The 16,734-nt window shown below is 41.1% G+C and carries 18 protein-coding genes and 1 tRNA gene; 13 read left to right on the plus strand and 6 right to left on the minus strand.

The window, feature by feature from the left end:
* Positions 1-71: 71 nt before the first annotated feature.
* From ACILP5_RS02820 to ACILP5_RS02830, 3 genes are all read left to right on the plus strand, one after another.
* Positions 72-1,553 (plus strand): glycine--tRNA ligase, encoded by a 1,482-nt coding sequence (locus ACILP5_RS02820; protein ID WP_395617139.1) that lies wholly within the window; start codon positions 72-74, stop codon positions 1,551-1,553.
* Positions 1,554-1,572: 19 nt separating this feature from the next.
* Positions 1,573-3,543, plus strand: a complete 1,971-nt coding sequence (locus ACILP5_RS02825) for a DUF349 domain-containing protein (protein ID WP_395617140.1) — start codon at positions 1,573-1,575, stop codon at positions 3,541-3,543.
* A 61-nt stretch (positions 3,544-3,604) separates the two neighbouring features.
* Positions 3,605-3,677, plus strand: a tRNA-Thr gene (locus tag ACILP5_RS02830).
* A 53-nt stretch (positions 3,678-3,730) separates the two neighbouring features.
* On the opposite strand, the gene ACILP5_RS02835 is transcribed toward ACILP5_RS02830, so the two are convergent.
* From ACILP5_RS02835 to ACILP5_RS02845, 3 genes are read right to left on the minus strand one after another with little or no spacing between them, the layout of a single operon-like run.
* Positions 3,731-3,901 carry a DUF6150 family protein gene (locus tag ACILP5_RS02835; protein ID WP_395617141.1) on the minus strand — a complete coding sequence of 57 codons (171 nt, stop codon included), beginning with the start codon at positions 3,899-3,901 and terminating at the stop codon, positions 3,731-3,733.
* Positions 3,902-3,919: 18 nt separating this feature from the next.
* Positions 3,920-4,117 carry a PspC domain-containing protein gene (locus tag ACILP5_RS02840; protein ID WP_395617142.1) on the minus strand — a complete coding sequence of 66 codons (198 nt, stop codon included), beginning with the start codon at positions 4,115-4,117 and terminating at the stop codon, positions 3,920-3,922.
* Between the two features lie 2 nt (positions 4,118-4,119).
* Positions 4,120-4,545 (minus strand): hypothetical protein, encoded by a 426-nt coding sequence (locus ACILP5_RS02845; RefSeq protein ID WP_395617143.1) that lies wholly within the window; start codon positions 4,543-4,545, stop codon positions 4,120-4,122.
* A gap of 200 nt (positions 4,546-4,745) precedes the next feature.
* Between ACILP5_RS02845 and ACILP5_RS02850 the strand changes: the two genes are divergently transcribed.
* From ACILP5_RS02850 to ACILP5_RS02860, 3 genes are read left to right on the plus strand one after another with little or no spacing between them, the layout of a single operon-like run.
* On the plus strand, positions 4,746-4,985 hold the full coding sequence (locus tag ACILP5_RS02850) for a helix-turn-helix transcriptional regulator (protein ID WP_395617144.1): 240 nt from the start codon (positions 4,746-4,748) through the stop codon (positions 4,983-4,985).
* Positions 4,960-5,286: a HipA N-terminal domain-containing protein gene (locus tag ACILP5_RS02855; RefSeq protein ID WP_395617145.1), complete on the plus strand. Its 327-nt coding sequence runs from the start codon at positions 4,960-4,962 to the stop codon at positions 5,284-5,286. The genes ACILP5_RS02850 and ACILP5_RS02855 overlap by 26 nt, the downstream gene beginning before the upstream one ends.
* Complete coding sequence (locus tag ACILP5_RS02860) at positions 5,287-6,270, plus strand: type II toxin-antitoxin system HipA family toxin (RefSeq protein ID WP_395617146.1); 984 nt, start codon at positions 5,287-5,289, stop codon at positions 6,268-6,270.
* A 5-nt stretch (positions 6,271-6,275) separates the two neighbouring features.
* On the opposite strand, the gene ACILP5_RS02865 is transcribed toward ACILP5_RS02860, so the two are convergent.
* On the minus strand, positions 6,276-7,247 hold the full coding sequence (locus ACILP5_RS02865) for a glycosyltransferase family 9 protein (RefSeq protein WP_395617147.1): 972 nt from the start codon (positions 7,245-7,247) through the stop codon (positions 6,276-6,278).
* Between the two features lie 74 nt (positions 7,248-7,321).
* On the opposite strand from ACILP5_RS02865, the gene ACILP5_RS02870 reads away from it, so the two are divergent.
* Positions 7,322-8,536, plus strand: coding sequence for a M24 family metallopeptidase (locus ACILP5_RS02870; protein ID WP_395617148.1), 1,215 nt, complete (start codon positions 7,322-7,324; stop codon positions 8,534-8,536).
* On the opposite strand, the gene ACILP5_RS02875 is transcribed toward ACILP5_RS02870, so the two are convergent.
* Positions 8,522-9,871 carry an ATP-binding cassette domain-containing protein gene (locus tag ACILP5_RS02875; protein ID WP_395617149.1) on the minus strand — a complete coding sequence of 450 codons (1,350 nt, stop codon included), beginning with the start codon at positions 9,869-9,871 and terminating at the stop codon, positions 8,522-8,524. The two genes, ACILP5_RS02870 and ACILP5_RS02875, sit on opposite strands and share 15 nt — an antisense overlap.
* Positions 9,872-9,909: 38 nt before the next feature.
* Here ACILP5_RS02875 and ACILP5_RS02880 point away from each other — a divergent pair, with 38 nt between their 5' ends.
* On the plus strand, positions 9,910-10,905 hold the full coding sequence (locus ACILP5_RS02880) for a sugar phosphate isomerase/epimerase family protein (protein ID WP_395617150.1): 996 nt from the start codon (positions 9,910-9,912) through the stop codon (positions 10,903-10,905).
* A gap of 50 nt (positions 10,906-10,955) precedes the next feature.
* Here the strand turns inward: ACILP5_RS02880 and ACILP5_RS02885 are convergent, their stop codons facing one another.
* On the minus strand, positions 10,956-11,966 hold the full coding sequence (locus ACILP5_RS02885) for a glycoside hydrolase family 43 protein (protein ID WP_395617151.1): 1,011 nt from the start codon (positions 11,964-11,966) through the stop codon (positions 10,956-10,958).
* Positions 11,967-12,013: 47 nt separating this feature from the next.
* Between ACILP5_RS02885 and ACILP5_RS02890 the strand changes: the two genes are divergently transcribed.
* The 5 genes from ACILP5_RS02890 (at position 12,014) to ACILP5_RS02910 (ending at position 16,730) form a co-directional block, all read left to right on the plus strand.
* Positions 12,014-13,048: a Gfo/Idh/MocA family oxidoreductase gene (locus tag ACILP5_RS02890; RefSeq protein ID WP_395617152.1), complete on the plus strand. Its 1,035-nt coding sequence runs from the start codon at positions 12,014-12,016 to the stop codon at positions 13,046-13,048.
* A gap of 1 nt (position 13,049) precedes the next feature.
* On the plus strand, positions 13,050-13,670 hold the full coding sequence (locus tag ACILP5_RS02895; protein ID WP_395617153.1) for a Crp/Fnr family transcriptional regulator: 621 nt from the start codon (positions 13,050-13,052) through the stop codon (positions 13,668-13,670).
* Positions 13,671-13,735: 65 nt separating this feature from the next.
* Positions 13,736-14,557 carry a sulfite exporter TauE/SafE family protein gene (locus ACILP5_RS02900; RefSeq protein ID WP_395617154.1) on the plus strand — a complete coding sequence of 274 codons (822 nt, stop codon included), beginning with the start codon at positions 13,736-13,738 and terminating at the stop codon, positions 14,555-14,557.
* 3 nt (positions 14,558-14,560) lie between these two features.
* Positions 14,561-15,979, plus strand: coding sequence for a rhodanese-like domain-containing protein (locus tag ACILP5_RS02905; RefSeq protein ID WP_395617155.1), 1,419 nt, complete (start codon positions 14,561-14,563; stop codon positions 15,977-15,979).
* Positions 15,980-16,166: 187 nt separating this feature from the next.
* Positions 16,167-16,730: a YeeE/YedE family protein gene (locus ACILP5_RS02910; RefSeq protein ID WP_395617156.1), complete on the plus strand. Its 564-nt coding sequence runs from the start codon at positions 16,167-16,169 to the stop codon at positions 16,728-16,730.
* The last annotated feature ends 4 nt before the right edge of the window (positions 16,731-16,734 follow it).

Below are 16,734 nucleotides of genomic sequence, written 5' to 3' on the forward strand. Positions count from 1 at the left end.
ATTGCGAGCCTCATTCTTTCATTCTTTTCGGTAAATTGCAAACTTATACGCTTGAAATTAAGATTGATTTAATGGAAAATAAAAAACAAGATACCGCCTCAGCTTTAAAGGATATTATTTCACACGCGAAAGAATATGGTTTCGTATTTCCCTCATCGGAAATATATGATGGTTTGCAAGCGGTATATGATTACGGTCAAAATGGTGTTGAGCTAAAGAATAATTTAAAGACGGTTTGGTACAAGGCGATGACGATGTTGAATGACAACGTGGTCGGTCTTGATGCGGCTATTTTTATGCACCCATTGACTTGGAAAGCCTCTGGTCACGTGGATTCATTTAATGATCCCATGATTGATAATAAGGACTCCAAAAAGCGTTACCGCGCGGATACCTTATTAGAAGAAAGAGGGGCGCAATTAGAGGAAGAAGGAAAAGAGGCGGAAGCGAAGGCTTTGTTACAAAAGATGGCGAAATGCTTAGATGCAGGGGATTTAGAGGGAGTTCGCCAGATTATTATCGATGAAAATATCAAGTGTCCGGTTTCGAACACGGCTAATTGGACTGAGGTACGTCAATTTAATTTGATGTTCTCCACACAAGTAGGCGCAGTATCTGAGGATGCGAGTTTAATTTATTTACGCCCGGAGACTGCTCAGGGGATTTTTGTTAATTTCTTGAATGTCCAAAAGACGGGCCGCATGAAGGTGCCTTTTGGCATTGCACAAATCGGAAAAGCCTTCCGTAATGAGATTGTAGCACGTAATTTCATCTTCCGAATGCGAGAATTCGAACAAATGGAGATGCAATTCTTCGTTCGTCCTGGCACGGAGATGGAATGGTATTCGAAGTGGAAAGAAACACGTATGAAGTTCCATTTGGCTTTAGGTATTCCCGCTACCTCTTTGAAATTCCACGATCACGATAAATTAGCCCACTACGCTAATGCGGCGGTGGATATCGAATACAAGTTCCCTTTTGGCTTTAAGGAAATGGAAGGAATCCACTCAAGAACGGATTTCGACTTGAAAGCACACCAGGATTTATCGAGAAAAAAACAACAGTATTTTGACCCAGAAATAAACGAAAATTACATACCTTATGTGGTTGAAACGTCCGTAGGGGCCGATCGTTTATTCTTAGCGATTCTTTGCAATGCGTATACAGAGGAAACTGTGGGTGAAGGAGATCAAGAAAAACAACGTGTTTTCTTAAACTTCCACCCGGCTTTAGCTCCGGTAAAAGTGGCCGTTCTTCCTTTAGTAAAGAAAGATGGTCTAGCAGAGAAAGCACAAGAGATTGTTAACAATATTAAATTTGCCTTCAATACAACATACGACGATGGTGGCGCCATAGGCAAGCGTTATACCCGTCAAGATTTAATTGGAACACCGTATTGTGTGGTGGTGGATTACCAAACCATGGAAGACAACACCGTGACCGTTCGCGATCGCAACACGATGACCCAAGAGCGCATTTCTATAGCAGACCTAAATGAGAAAATTGGTCATGCTGTATCGATGGAGCGTATTTTTGAAAAACTTTTAAGTTAAAACGCAAACAACGACGATTATGATCACCGAAGAGAGCAATCCAGCAGAAGAATTGGAAACCACTCCCACTCCACAAGAAGAAACACCCACAGAAGCAACAGCATCTGAAGCAACGCCAGTCGAAGAGACTGTAGTTGAAGAGACTGTAGTCGAAGAGACTTCAGTTGAAGAGACTGTAGTCGAAGCAGCTGCTCCAGCCGAAGTGGTTTTTCCAGTAGTGGAAGAAAAGGCCGTGGAATTTCCTGTTCTAGATCTTTCAAAAGCGACGAAAGAAAGCATTTTAGCTTTTTATGAGCAATTGAAAACCATTCTTCAAGCGAGCGCCTCATCTTCGAACTTCAAAAAAGTTGATGAATTAACGAAAGAAGTAAAAACAGCATGGGAAGCTATTAAACAAGGCGAACGCGCTGAGGCTATAGCTGCTTTTAAAGCTGGCAATGAAGATTCAGAAGAAGGATTCTCCTTTAAGGGGGATGAAATCTCGCAAAAAATAGATGCAACCATAGCTTTTATCCGTACGGAAAGAGGGGCATTCTTCTCTAATTTGGAGAAATTAAGAGAGAAAGCATTAGAGGGAAAGACGCGTTTAATTAATGAATTAAGAACTTTAGTGGATTCAGATGATAATTCTGATCCGGCGCACGTGAATGCGAGCTTTAAAGCCTTCAAGAAAATTCAAGAAGAGTGGAAAGGTTTAGGCAGTGTGCAGGGACCGATGAATCAGACGCTTTGGCAGAGTTATCACGCCTTAGTGGATCGTTTTTATAGCAATAGAAGCATTTTCTTTGAACTTCTAGAGTTAGATCGCAAGAAAAATTTACAAGCTAAAGAGTTCATTGCTGCTAAGTTGGAGGTTATGGCTGCTGCAATTAACGAAGGAGGAAATATTCAAAAACTACTGAAAGAGGCCGAAGAGCTTTTCGAAGAATACAAACATATCGGCCCCGCTAACAGAGATAACAATGAGGCGCTGTGGACGCGAGTAAAGAAATCATTAGATGTGCTTTTCGAACAAAAAAGAGCCATCAATGATGCCCAAAAGCAAGTTTTCGAAGAGAATCTAAAAGTTAAACGCGAGATCGGTGATTTAATGAAACACTACGCTAACTTCACCGCTGCCAACATAAGTGAATGGAACCAAGCTTCTAAAGCGGTATTAGCGCTTCAAGAGCAATGGAATAATTTAAAAGGTGGATTGCCTCGTGATGGAGGAAAAGAAGTGAGCCAAAATTTTTGGTCTGACTTAAAAACTTTCTTCAAACACAAAAGCGAATTCTTCTCAAAGATCGATGCAGAGCGCAAAGCAAACTTAGCAGCGAAGCAATTATTGATCGACCAGGTGAACGGAATCGTGGAAACGGGAACCGTCACTCCTGAGGTGACCCAAATGGTCATCGAAACACAAAAAAAATGGAAAGAGGTCGGTCACGTTCCCGAAAAACAAAAGGATTCAATCTATGCTAAATTCAAAGCAGCTTGTGATGCCTATTTTAATTTAACGCGTGAGAAAGGCAAGAATGCAAAGGACGTTGAATTTGAAGCTAATTTAGAGGCGAAAAGAGCGATACTTAACGAAATGGAAGCGATGCTAAAAGACCCTAGTCTATTAGCTACTCTAGGCCAAAAGAAAGCAGCATGGGATGCCATCGGTTTCGTTCCACGTAACAACGTGAAAGCGATTCAAGAAAGTTTCCGCACTACCTGGAATGCGTTAATTGATTTAGCACGTACGCAACCGAAGGAGCAGTTAGCTGCCTGGGGGTTTGAATTAAAATCTTTGTCGTCTGAATCAAATTCTGGTGGCGAGGAGAGAAAATCAGCTTCTCCAGATGCGCGCAAGAAAATTCAAGCACTAGAAAATGATATCGCCGTGTTAACCAATAACTTAGAATTCTTTGCTAAGTCTAAAAACTCGGATAAACTACGTGCAGAGGTCGAAAAGAAAATTGCTCAAGCGGAAAAGGAACTCGAGAAATTGAAAAAAGATTAATTTTTTTCAATCAATCTTTTGCGTTTTAATCCATTTGGCTTACTTTTGTGAACTCAAATGCGCCTCCTTAGCTCAGCTGGTAGAGCAACTGATTTGTAATCAGTAGGTCATTGGTTCGATCCCGATAGGAGGCTCAGAAAGCTCGACAGAAATGTCGGGCTTTTTTGTTTTAAACAAAGAGTAATGATTAATACAAAAAATGCTGCTTCGATGAATTTCTCCAGCCAGCCTGACTTTCATAATTAACAACAAACACTTTAACATCTGCTTGACTTTCATAATCGACAGAAAAGATTTTTTGACACTTAGCTGAAATGCTAAATAATAGAATACAACTCAATAGGGCTATTTTTTTCATAAAATTTAGTATTATTAACTACTGCTCAGAAACAGTCATCCAAAAAATCAGGTATATCAAAACAACTGCTCCGAAGCTAATTCCAAACGTTAAACCGCCTATCCCAAGCGATAAAACAATAAATATAGCGCGTAAGACACCTGATGAAATACCCATTGATCTGGCTATTCCACCTAGTACGCCACCTAACCACTTATCATTTACATTCCTATTCATAATCATTTATTTTTAGTTAAACCTTCTTTCAGTTTCTTATCAATATCGGGGTGTAAAATTACTTTACCGAATATTCCCAACCCTACCATTTTGATCTTTCCCTCCCAGCGAACATTAGTAATCGAGAATAAATAATAGTCATCCACCACTACACTTTCATGGATGAATTTATCAATAATTATACCTCCAAAAGCTGCCCCAAGACTTGCTCCTAAAGCAGCAAATTTGTTGTCGTTCTCTAGTTGCATTTTGTCTATTTCTGTATTCAAATACTCCCTCATTTTATCTTTCAAAATGAGCTTATGTTCTACCGAAGTTGGGTTCGTTGCGAAGGCTCCTAAACACACAAGGACGATAAAAAAGAGGACGAATAATCCTGACGAACTAGAACCTTTTTTAGCGTATGTTTGATTTGTATTTGATACCATGGTGAATCGGATTTTGGTTGATTTAGTGAATTTAAGAACTTCCATTTTAGTATAATCTCTTTGGTAACAGTATTTATTTAAAGGTTACTTTCAAAAAAATAGTCGAAAATCATCATTTTCATTTAAAAGTGCATTATATTGCACAATATTAACTGAAATAGGTAATATTTGTTAATGATTACAATTAAAAGAGCATTATAATGCACCTAAATAACATCATTGAAACCCTAAAAAAGCGTAGAATTAGACTTCAAGTGACCCAAGAAACGCTCGCTTTATTAACAGGAGTCAGCTTAAGGACAATTAAACAATTGGAAGCAGGTAAAGGTAATCCGACCTTAGAAACCATTCAAAAATTAGCCGATGTTTTAGGACTAGAACTGCAATTAGAAATCAAAAATACAAACACAGAAAATGAGGTCGACAACGATTCTTTATAAGACTGAACCGGCGGGAATTTTGAGCCAATTAGCTAACGGAAGTTTTCATTTTCGGTATTTGGAAACGTGGCTTGAAGACAAGAAAAAACCGGCCATAAGTTTGACCATGCCTAAGTCAAAAAGGGAGTTCAAATCCTCTCACCTCTTTCCCGTATTTTTTCATTTATTACCGGAGGGTTTAAATAAACAGGCAGTCTGCAGATTCAAGAAGATTGACCCCGCAGATCATTTTGGTATACTACTTCATACCGCTCAGTATGATACGAGTGGAGCCATTACCATTAATCAGTCCCTGAACTAAATGTATACCCAACTCCTCTTTTGTCCAAGTACGTTAACGGAAGGAAATACAAGCTATAGCCGCTCTGCCGTTCAGCGACTTTTCTCCAATCATAAAGTTGCTCATGTGCTTGCTTATGATTCTCCGTCGAGTTCTGAACTAGTGTCTGGTGCTTTCCTTGAGAATAGAACCAGTATATCAATTGCTGGGGCACAGGAGAAATATTCTTTTGTATTAGAGAAAAACAAATTGCGACTTGCACAAGCAGGGGAAAGCGGGCTATACCTTTTAAAGCCGATCCCTACCTTAGGTAGAAATAAACATCTGATGCCGGCGAATGAACATTTGACAATGCAAATTGCAAAACAGGTGTTTCAGATAGAGACGGCGGAGAATGGTTTGATATTCTTCCAAAATGGAGAAATGGCCTATATAACCAAACGCTTCGACCGTACTGAGGTAGGACAAAAACTGGCAAAGGAGGACTTTGCCGTTTTAGCAGGCAGAACACCACAAACCCATGGCATAAACTACAAATACGAGGGAAATTACCTCGAATTGTTCCAAATCATGCAAAAATACGTGCCTGCATATGCTGTCGAGGCTTCTAAACTATTTAAACTCATCCTTTTTAATTACTTATTCTCGAATGGTGACGCGCATCTTAAGAATTTCTCCCTCTTGGAAACTGAAGATGGCGACTTCGTTTTGAGCCCTGCCTATGATCTGTTAAACACAGAGATGCACCAAGCAGAAATTGATTTCGCACTTCAAGGCGGCCTCTACCCTAAATCACAATACCAAGGCAAAATATTGAATCAATTTCTACAGTTAGGTAAACTGGCTAAAATTCCCGAAAAGATGCTGGAACGCATTCTGTCCCAAATGCTAGCAAATTCAACAGAGACCGAGCGATTGATTCGAAGCTCTTTCTTAGATGAAAACGCTCAAAAAAACTACTACCAAGCCTATCAAGGAAGATTAAAGCGATTGAAATACACGTAGAAGGATTACCACATCCGCTCCACTTGCCGCGCTATCTCCGGTAAATCTTGATTCTTCATACAATTAAAATGCCCTTTGGGACACGTATTCGTACCAAAATTCGAACAAGGCTGACAACTTAAATCTGGGACAATGGATTGGAAAACGTGTGCCGACGAATTATCTGGCATAAATGGTTCCACTTGTAAAGCGGGAGAAGTAGCTCCCCAGATGGCAATGATATTTTTATCAAAGGCACAGGCGATATACATCATCCCGGTGTCATGTGAAATCACTAAACGAGCTTTCGAAACAAGTAAAGCAGACTCCTGCAAGGAGTAGGCCCCACACGTATTCACAATGCGTGAAGGATCTATAGCTGACAGAGCTTCACCATCTTCGACTTCCTCCTTCCCTCCCACTAAAACGATGGGGTGGGGAATTTGGGAACACAATGCCTTCAAGGATTCCAAAGGCAATTTCTTTGTAAAATAAGAAGCGCCTATCACTAAAGCTACATAGCCGTCAGGAAAAAAAACAGGCTGACTAACCCCAGAAGGAACAAAATAATCTAATCCTTTACCATCATACACGACACCTAATGGTGCCAAAGTATCCACACTTCGCATTGAAATGTGTCGATCAGGCATCCGATTCACTCCAAATTTGGTCAATAAAAACTTCTCAACACTCAGTTTATTATAAGATAAATAAGGAACACCCAGCACCTTTCGAATCCGCAAACTGCGCAGATTCTTGTGCAGATCGATGATGTAATCGAAAGAATAAGCCTTTAATTCCTGAATAGTAGCGGATAAGTCTTTGTCAAAATAATGGAATTGATCCACATATGGATTCTCCTCCGTAACGGCCTTCATCGACTTCTTGGTTAAGAAATGAATCTGAACACCGGGAATCTGCTGCTTCGCACATCGAAGGGCGGGTGAAGCTAAAACAATGTCGCCGATGGCCGAGAAACGGATAAATAGTAGCCGCATAGGTTAATTTTGATTTTAAAGTTAATTCATCCCGAGAGAATTTCTATTGTAAATGATTTATTTTAAATTTCGGGATGCAACGTAGAAACTTCATCAAAGGAGGACTTTTAGCCTCTACCCTTTCGTTAAATTCTTCCTCAGTTAAACTAGCACCCATTGAGTTCACCCCAATTAGTGTGGAAGAACGTAAAATACGCGTGGCAAAAGCGCAAAGATTGATGGCCGAAAAGCAAATTCAGGCGATCATTTTAGACGCAGGAATCAACATGAATTATTACACGGGCATCAGCTGGTATCCGTCAGAAAGATCGATGTTAGCCGTTATTCCAGCAAAAGGTGAAATAAATTTTATCTGTCCGGCTTTTGAAGAAGATCGGTTTTTGGAAATGGCACCTGCAGGGACGAAAGTTTCCATTTGGGAAGAGGATGAAAATCCATTTGCTTTAACCGCACGTGTTTTAAAAGAAATAGGGATTGAGAAGGGCCAAATAGGCATCGACGAATTCTGTCGTTTCTTCATCTTCGATGGGTTACGCAAAACTTCTAATTTTCAATTTATTAGCGCAGATTCCATCACCATTCCGTGCAGAATCATCAAATCCCCAGCCGAAATCGCCTTAATGCAAAAGGCAAACGACGTAACAGTTAAAGCCATTCAGGCTGGAATTGCCGCGCTTACACTGGGATGTACACCACGTCAAATCTCCCAAAAAATAGCTCAGGCACACACAGAACAAGGTGCGTCGCCTGGTTTTGCGTCGGTGACTTTCGGGGTGGCAACCTCTTTTCCACACGGAAGTACACGTAAACAAATCCTTAAAAACGGCGATATAGTGATGCTAGATTGCGGATGTAGCGTGGGAGGATATGAATCTGATATTACGAGAACGATTGTTTTTGGGGAGCCTAGCCAGAAACAAAAACAGATTTGGGAGCTTGAGAAGAAGGCTCAACAGGCAGGTTTCGAGGCGGCTAAACTAGGTGCTCCAGCAGAAAACGTTGACCATGCAGCGCGGAAAGTGTTAGTGGATGCAGGTTTTGGACCAAATTATAAATTACCAGGTTTACCACATCGTACTGGTCACGGTATCGGAATGAGTGGACACGAGTGGGGCAATATGGTGCGTGGAAACAAAGCTCCCCTGGAAATAGGGATGTGTTTTAGCATTGAACCCACGATTGCGATTCCTGGGGAATTCGGAGTACGTTTAGAGGATTGTGTTTATATGACAGCAGATGGTCCTAAATGGTTCTCAAAACCCAGCCCATCCATTTCAGAGCCTTTTTAATTCCAAAACCTGATTCACGCAAGACGGAATATCGCGGTCATAATGACTAACATAGAGTAAGGTCATTTCTGATTGAGCAGCTAAATAATCCAGCACGGTCTTTAGTCGATCTGTCTGCACTCCATCCAATCCTTGGCAGGGCTCGTCTAGAATCAATAATTCTGGATTCTTCACGAGCGCTCTAGTAATCAACACCATACGCTGCTCCCCGCCTGATATCTGAGTAAACGATCTTTCCGTTAAATGAGCAACACCCATGACCTGCATCCAATGATTCACCTGTACGATTTGTTCTTCATTAACCCGCTTAAATAAGCCTTGCGCATCAAATAAGCCGGAAGCTACAACCGAAAAGCAGGACCCTCCCTCTTTAAAATAAAGATGTAATTCAGGGCTCACATAGCCTATCATTCGTTTAATATCCCAAATACTCTCGCCAGACCCCCGTTTTCGATCAAATAGGGTCAAATTTTGCGAGTAAGCTTGTGGATTATCCGCGGTGATCAAACTAATTAAAGTCGACTTTCCGGCCCCATTAGGACCCTTAATCGCCCACCGTTCTCCCCGTTTAACTTCCCAAGTAAAATCTTGTAAAATCGTTTTAGTCCCATAGGTAATCTGCACCTTTTCCATTTTGACAGCCACCTGGAAAGGGTTTAATGGACGAAGCAAAGGAATTGGCTTCTCATTTTCTTGGAGCGGATAGGGTAATTCAATGATTTGGTTAATAAAATCCGGCACATCACCTGGCGAGGAAACTAAAATAAAATAAATCCCTCTAGCTTGTAAAGAAAGTAAGCCTTTTGTGAGTACTTCACGGCCATTTACATCTAAACCCACATAAGGGTTGTCTAAAATCAACCAATCCGGCTGATAGGCAAGTGATTTAACAATTTGCAAACGCTTATTCTCACCATTTGAAAGCTGAATCAAGGGTCTTTTTAACAAGCCTTCTAATTCGAAAAGTGCAACCCAATCACCTAACTCTAAACCTACTAACTCCTCCTCCACTGTATAGGCATCCTCGCAATCAGAAGAATTAAAACGCTGCTGAAGGTAAAAATCCGAAAGATTACTGCGGTTCTTAAAATGATGTTGTTGCTCTACGAGCATCACATGAGCTCTTTTATCTGGATTCCGTGATTGAAACCAAACATCCCCAGTCCTAAACAATCGACCCGCTAAGGCTTTCGCTAAAGATGTCTTGCCTGAACCCATGGGTCCCACAATCGCTGTTAATTGACCATGCAAAATGGTAAAGGAAACATTCGAGACAACAGGTTTTGCCCCTAAGGAAACGGAAACAGAAGCAACTTTAGCAAGATAGTTTTCCAAGAATATTTTCTTATTTTTATCAAAAATAAACCTATTACATGAAAAATAACAACCAACCATCGCGTCGCCAGTTTTTAGCGGCGGGCTCATTAGCCTCTTTAGGCCTTTTATGGGCATCTAATTCTTCCTTTAGCTTTGCTAAACCAAACTCGGTTTTTGGTGGCGTTCAAGTAGGAACGATTACCTATTCCTTCCGCGGAATGCCAGGAGATATCAAGCAAATCATTCAGTATTGTGTAGATTCCGGTGTTTCTGCCATTGAATTAATGGGAGATGCGGTAGAAGATTACGCTGGCCGTCCGGTAAATCCAGTTCCAATGCGTTGGACTCCAGGTCAGCCACGTCCTACTCTAACGGATGAGCAGAAAGCTGCAATGGCAAAATACCAAAAAGATGTATCTGCTTGGAGAGAAACCGTTTCGATGGATAAATTCAAGGAAGTTCGCAAGATGTTAGATGACGCTGGCATTTCCGTTTATGCTTACAAACCGAATGCTTTTAGTGAGAGAAACTCAGACGCAGAGGTGGAATCAGCATTACGGGCAGCGAAGGTTTTAGGTGCAAAGTCGGTGACGATGGAATTGCCTACCTCTTCCGCTCAAACGCAACGTTTAGGTGCTCTTGGAGAAAAACACAAGATTTATTTTGGCTACCACACCCACACTCAGGTGAAGGATACGGTGTATGATGAGGCTTTGGCCCAAAACCCATACAATTCAATCAACCTAGATTGTGGTCACTACATTGCAGTAGGAGCTCCTCATACAACCGCATCATTACTTGCGTTCATCGAAGCGAAACACGATCGCATCACTAGTATGCACATCAAAGACCGCACCTCGAAAGAACATGGCGCTGGCAACTTAGCCTGGGGAATGGGCGACACTCCTTTAAAAGAGGTGTTAAGCTTATTGAAAAAGAAGAAATACAAATTCCCTGCAACGATCGAATTAGAATACGAAGTTCCTGCAGGTTCTACAGCGGTAGAAGAAGTGAAGAAATGTGTGGCTTATGCTAAGAATATTTTAGCCTAAATTTTACACTTATTAAAAGGGCCGCTCATTTTCGTGAGCGGCCCTTTTTTTTATTTATACGCATCAATCGTCTCGATACTTCCATCCGGACGGTATTTCAACTCCGCCACTTTGATGTTTCTTAAGTGAGTTCTACCTGAAATCTCCACATCGTGGTAATATAGATACCACTTCCCATTTTGCTCCACAATAGAATGGTGATTCGTCCATCCTTTTACTGGCTTAAGAATTACACCTTGATAAGTAAATGGTCCATAAGGACTCGATCCTGTGGCATAAGCAATGTTATGCGTATCTCCCGTCGAATAGGAGAAATAGTATTTCCCTTGGTATTGATGCACAAAAGCAGCTTCAAAGAAACGGCGATCATGATCTTCCGATAACAAAATCTTCCCATTCGCGTCTAAGATTTGTACATTTCTAGGAGCTTCAGCCATCTCTTTCATGTTCGCATCCAAGCGAGCCACTTTAGCCATCAATGCAAGTTGATCATTCGCAGGTTGAGATTCATCCGTCGCTATATAGTTTCCAGACTTCCAGCGCTGCAATTGTCCTCCCCAAATTCCACCGAAATACATATAAAAGGTTCCATCCTTATCTTTAAAAACACAAGGATCGATACTGAAAGAGCCCTTCATATAGTCCTTTTCTGCTTTAAAAGGCCCTTCTGGTTTTGGCGATGAGGCTACACCAATTCGGAAAATACCCTCCTTGTCTTTTGCTGGGAAATATAAGTAATAAGTCCCTTTCGATTCAGCTGCATCTGGCGCCCAAAGCATCTTCGAAGCCCAAGCCACATCCTCTAATTTTAATGCCACACCATGATCAACCACAGGGTTAGCAGGCGTCTTTTGAGATAAAACATGGTAATCACGCATCGCAAAATGACTTCCTAAATCATCTTCCTTTACCCCTGCATCAATATCATGGGAGGGATAAATATAAATTTGACCCTGAAAAACGTGGGCAGATGGATCCGCTGTGAACATGTGTGAGACCAAAGGTTTTGACTGTCCCAACGCTGTTAAACTTAGGAGACTGAATGCGAGTATTTTTTTCATCATAATTCGTTTATGTTTAAAGGTCTGAATTGTTTATTTTTACTTCCATGAAACCGATCGAAACTGCCTTATTATCTTATGGAATGTCAGGACGTGTTTTTCACGCCCCTTTCATTCAATTACATCCTGGGTTCAATTTAGTAGGATCCTGGGAACGCTCCAAGAAAAACATCGAGAATGCCTATCCTGGTGTGCAGTCGTATGATTCGATGGAAGCCGTTTTAGCCGATCCATCGATCGAATTAGTCATCGTAAACACGCCTATTTATTCTCATTTCGAGTATGCTTCTGCTGCTTTAAAAGCGGGTAAGCACATCGTCGTAGAAAAAGCCTTTACTTGTAATGCCTCAGAGGCTGAGCAGCTGGTGGATTTAGCAAAAGAGGTGGGTAAACTGATTTTTGTTTACCAAAACCGCCGCTGGGATTCCGATTTCTTAACATTGAAAAAGGTGCTTTCTGATGGCGTTCTTGGCGATATCGTCGAAGCAGAGTTTCACTTTGACCGATATAATCCACTCATGTCCCCTAAACGACACAAGGAAGACGCTGGTCACGGCGCAGGAATCGTGACTGATTTAGGCCCACATTTAATAGATCAAGCATTGCATTTATTTGGTAATCCGACGCACGTGTTTGCGGATTTACGCAAAACGCGTCCAGGTACAGAAGTAATCGACTTGTTCGAAATCTTATTATACTACCCAGCCTTGCGCGTTCGTTTAAAAAGTGGCTATTATTTCAAAGAACCTATTCCTGCTTTCCAATTACATGGAACGAAGGGAAGCTTCATCAAAACCCGTTCGGATCGCCAAGAGGTCGATTTAGACAAAGGCCATGTGCCCATGGGCGAAAACTGGGGAGTAGATGCAGTTAGCGAATATGGCCTGTTGCATGTAGATGGTGGCAGCCCAGAACGCATTCCTTCTGAAAAAGGAAATTATATGGCATTCTATGAAAATGTTTTTCAATCTTTGCGCTCCGGTGTGGCACCCGCCGTGCCAGGAGAAGATGGAACCGCGAGTATGCGCGTAATCGATGCCGCCTACGAAAGCCTAGAAAAACAAGCCGTTATCAACTATTAAAATGGAATTATTCAAGCAATTTGAGCCAGAATTAAGCAAAAAAATTCAGCAAGCAGGTGTCGTACGTAAATTCAAAACGGACGAATATTTGATGAAAACAGGACAATCTATTCGCTCTGCTGTATTAGTCACGAAGGGAATTGTTAAGGTTTTCAGAGAAGACGATGAGGGCAACGAGGTATTCATGTACAACTTACATCCAGGTGAAGCTTGTGCTATTTCCATGACTTGTGCGGCAAGACAATTGTCGTCTCAGATTATGGCCAAAGCCTTAGTAGACACCGAAGTCATTGCCATTCCTATCGAATTGATGGACGAGTGGGCTGCTAAATACAAGTCTTGGTACCAGTTTGTGCTGGAAACCTACCGTTCTCGATTTGAAGAATTACTAGATACCTTAGATCAAATCGCATTTAGAAATCTAGATGAGCGCTTGCTTTGGTACTTAAAACAACACCAAAAAAGCCTTAAAACAAATATCCTAAAGGCCTCCTTCACAGATATCGCTCAAGAACTGAACTCATCAAGAGAGGTCATTTCGCGATTGATGAAGAAATTAGCAGAGAAAGGCTACATCAATATTAACAAAAACCAGATTGAAATTGTGGATTTAGGTATGTGATAAATATCACGAAATAAGCGATATTTATTCCAGAATTTTGCGTCAACAAAAATGGTCAAAATCACATGGAAATTGTCGGTTATTTAGCTTCACTACTTATTGGCGTATCATTAGGGCTCATAGGAGGAGGAGGATCAATCTTGACGGTTCCCGTTTTAGTTTATTTATTTCATGTTAATCCCGTTTTGGCATCCGCTTATTCCTTGTTTATTGTAGGAGCGAGTTCACTGGTCGGAGCTATTCCAAAGTACAATCAGGGCTTGATTAATGTAAAAACAGCCATCATATTCGGTATTCCATCTATCGCAGCAGTATATGCAACACGCAAATTCATCATACAAAATATTCCTTCTGATGTTTTCATTTGGGGGGATTTTGTGATTACAAAATCATTTTTGATGATGGTATTGTTTGCCATTTTAATGGTAGCCGCCTCTATCTCCATGATTAGTGGGAAATGCGAACAATGTGAGAAGGAAAAATCGGAAGACTATGTCGTAGAGCAACAAGTGTTTAATTACCCGCTGATTCTCATCGAAGGTACTGTAGTGGGAATTCTAACTGGCCTTGTAGGAGCTGGTGGAGGTTTCTTGATCATCCCTGCACTGGTTATGTTATCAAAACTATCGATGAAGCAAGCGATCGGTACTTCCCTTTTAATCATAGCCGCAAAATCATTAATTGGATTCACAGGTGATCTAGGAGTGCAAATCATTGATTGGAACTTATTACTAACCGTGACCAGTTTAGCCATTGCCGGAATATTTGTAGGTGATATTTTGAGTAAAAAAATAGACGGAGATAAACTTAAAGTAGGATTTGGCTGGTTCGTCTTGGTCATGGGTATTTATATTCTCATTCAACAAATTGCCTTCCCCTTCAGATAAAATATGAAAGTAGAACAAATTTATACAGGCTGTTTAGCACAAGGTGCCTATTACATCGAAAGCAATGGAGAAGCGGCGATTATTGATCCTCTTCGCGAGGTTCAGCCTTATATCGAGAAAGCAGAACGTAATGGCGCTAAAATCAAATTCGTATTCGAAACACACTTCCATGCGGACTTCGTTTCTGGTCACATTGATTTATCTGCCAAAACAGGTGCCCCAATTGTCTATGGACCTAATGCAGCTTGCGAATTTGAATGCATTTCAGCAACTGATGGCCAAGAATTCCAATTAGGAAACGCGACCATTCGCGTTATCCATACACCAGGGCATACCATGGAGTCTACTTGTTTCTTATTAATCGATGAGAAGGGAAAAGAAACCAGCCTGTTCTCAGGCGATACGCTTTTCATCGGTGATGTAGGTCGTCCTGATTTGGCCCAAAAAGTAAAAGCAGATTTAACAGAAGATATTTTGGCAGGGCTCCTTTTCGATTCTTTACGTAACAAGATTATGCCTTTAGCTGACGATATTATCGTATATCCAGCACATGGTGCAGGATCTGCTTGTGGTAAAAATATGAGTAAGGAAACGACTGATACCTTAGGCAATCAGAAGAAAACGAACTACGCGTTAAATCCAGCTCTAACAAGAGAAGCATTTAAGAAAGAGGTATTAACAGGCTTAGTGGCTCCCCCTGCTTATTTTCCATTAAACGTATTGATGAATATCCAAGGATATGATTCGATCGATAAGGTTATGGAGCGTGGACAGCATGCCTTATCTCCAGAAGCATTTGAAGTAGCCGCAAACGAGACAGGTGCTTTAGTATTAGATACCCGTGATCCACAAACTTTCGCTGCTGGTTTTATCCCGAATTCAATCAACATCGGAATTGATGGTTCTTTCGCTCCTTGGGTGGGTGCTATGATTCCAGATATCAAGCAAGAAATCTTATTAGTAACGGACGAAGGACGCGAACAAGAGGTAATCACGCGTTTAGCACGCGTAGGTTATGATTTTACCATCGGTTACTTAAAAGGGGGAATTGCTGCTTGGAAAGCGGCAAATAAGGAAGTGGATACAATTATATCGATCAGCCCTGCAGAAATGTTTGCTCGTTTCAAAGCAGGTGAAGGTGAAATCATTGACGTACGTAAAAATTCAGAGTATTTAAGCGAGCATATCGTAGAGGCTGAAAATGCGCCTTTGGACTTCATCAACGAAAGCATGTTAAAAATCAACAAGGATAAAACGTACTTCGTACACTGTGCAGGTGGCTACCGCTCGATGATTTTCAACTCAACGCTTCGCGCACGCGGATATGATAATTTAATCGATGTGAACAGCGGATTTAAAGGAATCAAAGAGTCGGGGGAATTCAAGCTTACTGAGTATATTTGCCCCACAACGCTTTTATAAAGCATAAAGAATAAAGCACAAAGAATAAAGTAGATTAGAGAGTAGAGAGTAGAGATAATGGTGAATGGTGAATGGTAAATGGTGAATGGTAAAGATTTATTCTCTACTCTATACTCTCTTATCTCTAATCTATTTTTACTGACTACTGAATACCGACTACTGGATACTGAACACTGAATAACCTCTTATGATAGAAACAATTTCTTCCCCCTGGCCTTGGTATGTTGCTGGTGCATTAATTGGACTAATTGTCCCAGCCTTATTAATTTTAGGCAATAAACACTTTGGTATTTCGTCTAATCTGCGACATATCTGTGCAGCCTGTATTCCTAGTAGCATCCCATTTTTCAAATACGATTGGAAAAAAGAATCGTGGAATCTGTTCTTTATTGGTGGAATCTTCATTGGAGGCTTCATCGCAGCACAATTCTTAGGTTCTGACGCACCTATTATTATTCATCCGGATTTAGCGAACGAATTAGCAGGCTACGGGATTACTGACCTTTCTGGAATGGTACCTGTACAACTCTTTGAAATACATGATTTGTTTACCGTTCGTGGCTTTGTCATGATGGTGGGTGGAGGATTCCTAGTTGGATTTGGCACTCGTTATGCAGGCGGATGTACTTCTGGGCATGCTATTATGGGTCTAAGTAATCTCCAATGGCCTTCGTTGGTGGCCACTATCTGTTTTATGGTGGGCGGGTTCGTGATGGCTAATTTTGTTTTACCTTACATTTTATCCCTATAATCTG

The sequence above is a fragment of the Aquirufa sp. genome (assembly GCF_044239315.1).
In the GTDB taxonomy this organism is placed as follows: domain Bacteria; phylum Bacteroidota; class Bacteroidia; order Cytophagales; family Spirosomataceae; genus Aquirufa.

Coding starts and splice junctions, on each gene's coding strand:
- ACILP5_RS02850 (WP_395617144.1), top strand. CDS start 4,746: ATGCACCTAAATAACATCATTGAAACCCTAAAAAAGCGTAGAATTAGA.
- ACILP5_RS02910 (WP_395617156.1), top strand. CDS start 16,167: ATGATAGAAACAATTTCTTCCCCCTGGCCTTGGTATGTTGCTGGTGCA.
- ACILP5_RS02885 (WP_395617151.1), bottom strand. CDS start 11,966: ATGAAAAAAATACTCGCATTCAGTCTCCTAAGTTTAACAGCGTTGGGA.
- ACILP5_RS02870 (WP_395617148.1), top strand. CDS start 7,322: ATGCAACGTAGAAACTTCATCAAAGGAGGACTTTTAGCCTCTACCCTT.
- ACILP5_RS02890 (WP_395617152.1), top strand. CDS start 12,014: ATGAAACCGATCGAAACTGCCTTATTATCTTATGGAATGTCAGGACGT.
- ACILP5_RS02840 (WP_395617142.1), bottom strand. CDS start 4,117: ATGAATAGGAATGTAAATGATAAGTGGTTAGGTGGCGTACTAGGTGGA.
- ACILP5_RS02865 (WP_395617147.1), bottom strand. CDS start 7,247: ATGCGGCTACTATTTATCCGTTTCTCGGCCATCGGCGACATTGTTTTA.
- ACILP5_RS02880 (WP_395617150.1), top strand. CDS start 9,910: ATGAAAAATAACAACCAACCATCGCGTCGCCAGTTTTTAGCGGCGGGC.
- ACILP5_RS02825 (WP_395617140.1), top strand. CDS start 1,573: ATGATCACCGAAGAGAGCAATCCAGCAGAAGAATTGGAAACCACTCCC.
- ACILP5_RS02820 (WP_395617139.1), top strand. CDS start 72: ATGGAAAATAAAAAACAAGATACCGCCTCAGCTTTAAAGGATATTATT.
- ACILP5_RS02860 (WP_395617146.1), top strand. CDS start 5,287: ATGTATACCCAACTCCTCTTTTGTCCAAGTACGTTAACGGAAGGAAAT.
- ACILP5_RS02900 (WP_395617154.1), top strand. CDS start 13,736: ATGGAAATTGTCGGTTATTTAGCTTCACTACTTATTGGCGTATCATTA.
- ACILP5_RS02905 (WP_395617155.1), top strand. CDS start 14,561: ATGAAAGTAGAACAAATTTATACAGGCTGTTTAGCACAAGGTGCCTAT.
- ACILP5_RS02835 (WP_395617141.1), bottom strand. CDS start 3,901: ATGAAAAAAATAGCCCTATTGAGTTGTATTCTATTATTTAGCATTTCA.
- ACILP5_RS02845 (WP_395617143.1), bottom strand. CDS start 4,545: ATGGTATCAAATACAAATCAAACATACGCTAAAAAAGGTTCTAGTTCG.
- ACILP5_RS02855 (WP_395617145.1), top strand. CDS start 4,960: ATGAGGTCGACAACGATTCTTTATAAGACTGAACCGGCGGGAATTTTG.
- ACILP5_RS02895 (WP_395617153.1), top strand. CDS start 13,050: ATGGAATTATTCAAGCAATTTGAGCCAGAATTAAGCAAAAAAATTCAG.